The following is a 1063-nucleotide window of genomic DNA, read 5'->3' as shown; positions in this document are numbered from 1 at the left end:
CTGGATTAGCTATTTACGGACTGATTACCGTGATTTACTAATCAACGAATCGCACATATTGTCCAAATTTTCTCTATTATTTTTTTAGTAGTAACTAGAGTAATTGGCTTGAGCAATTCTATGGTTAGCGAAGCTCATACCAATTTTATATGAAGCTGCATATAATAGAGAAAAGAAACTCGATAAATTATAATATCTATGAGCCGCCCTTTTGAGATTGAAATCGCAGAAAGCGAAGAAGAACTAAAAAAGCGTCTACAAACAGCCAACTTGGGGAATCAGAAAGAAAAACTTATTATGCTGTGGTGGATTAAAAGTGGGCTAGTTTTGGAGCAACAAGAAATTGGTAAACGCTTGGCGAAAAATACTTCAACGGTGACAAGATGCTTGCAAAGATATAGGTCAGGTGGAATATCTGAATTATTGAAAATTAAGAAAGCTTCAGGAGCAAAACCAAAAATTCATGATGCTGCGATCGCAGGATTAGAGCAGGAGTTAAAAACAGGGAAAGGGTTTAGTAGCTATGGTGCAATCGTAGACTGGCTCAAACAAGAATATGAACTTGAGATGGAATATGCAACAGTTTATGCATTAGTTCGATATAAATTAGGGGCAAAGCTCAAAGTACCACGTCCTCAAAGTCATAAGCAGGATGAAAAGTTGGTATCTGAGTTTAAAAAAAACTCGGTATTATCCTAGATAGCTTGGAAAAACACTTAGCACAAGGAAAGTGTGTTCGTTATATGTGCCAGGATGAAACCAGGCTTGGATTGAAAACTCTAACAGGGAAAGTAATTACAGCATCTGGAGTCAAGCCAACTGTACCTGTTAAATGGGACAGGGAAAATTTTTGGATTTATGGTGCAATCGAACCATTGACAGGGCAACATTTCCAGCAAGAATACCCTAAATTAAATGGTGACTATTTTCAACAGTTTTTAGACTGGCTATCTCAGCAATTGGCAGAAGATTAGACTTCTTGCATAAGTCGGGAAAAGGGCAAGGGGGAAGGGGGAAGGGGAAAAAGTTCTGTATTGTCCCCTTCCCCTTTAACCTTTACCCT

2 protein-coding genes are annotated in these 1063 nt (G+C 38.2%); both read left to right on the top strand.

The window, feature by feature from the left end; translation table 11 throughout:
- The first annotated feature begins 198 nt into the window (after positions 1-198).
- A complete protein-coding gene (locus VB740_RS18235; RefSeq protein ID WP_323201365.1) occupies positions 199-699 on the top strand; it encodes a winged helix-turn-helix domain-containing protein in 501 nt (166 codons plus the stop codon).
- A 71-nt stretch (positions 700-770) separates the two neighbouring features.
- The gene (locus tag VB740_RS18230) at positions 771-974 is read left to right on the top strand and encodes a hypothetical protein (protein ID WP_323201364.1); all 204 of its coding nucleotides are present in this window, start codon (positions 771-773) and stop codon (positions 972-974) included.
- Positions 975-1063: the final 89 nt, after the last annotated feature.

Source organism: Nostoc sp. UHCC 0251 (assembly GCF_034932245.1).
Taxonomy (GTDB): Bacteria; Cyanobacteriota; Cyanobacteriia; order Cyanobacteriales; family Nostocaceae; genus Nostoc.
This window is presented reverse-complemented; position numbering and strand designations above follow the sequence as displayed.

What these genes read in the sequence shown, in the direction of transcription:
- VB740_RS18235 (WP_323201365.1), top strand. Translation starts at nt 199, where the DNA reads ATGAGCCGCCCTTTTGAGATTGAAATCGCAGAAAGCGAAGAAGAACTA.